The organism is Olsenella uli, assembly GCF_016900775.1.
Lineage (GTDB): Bacteria > Actinomycetota > Coriobacteriia > Coriobacteriales > Atopobiaceae > Thermophilibacter > Thermophilibacter uli_A.
In genome coordinates, this window is sequence record NZ_JACJKN010000060.1 from 1 (window position 1) to 219 (window position 219).

The window sequence follows — 219 nt, forward strand, 5'->3', positions numbered from 1 at the left end:
GCCGAGCGGCGCCTTTGGGGCCGCGAGCGGCGCCCGCCTCCACGGATTGTGCAACACGTGTTCGTACCAACTCATTTTAGCCTGGGAGCAAGCCTCGACCCCGAGGCGGCGCGCGGCGCCGGTGGCCACGAGGTGGTCGAGGTGCGCGATGCTCTCCGAGACGAGGAACCACCGCGTCAGGGCCGGCGTCTCCGCCCAGCGCTCGAACGGCGCGCGCCA

Annotated in this window: 1 protein-coding gene; it reads right to left on the reverse strand. The window is 72.1% G+C overall.

The window, feature by feature from the left end; all coding sequences use genetic code 11:
• Positions 1–219 (reverse strand): hypothetical protein (locus tag H6A23_RS11305; protein ID WP_204832268.1); only part of this gene is annotated, 219 nt, incomplete at both ends.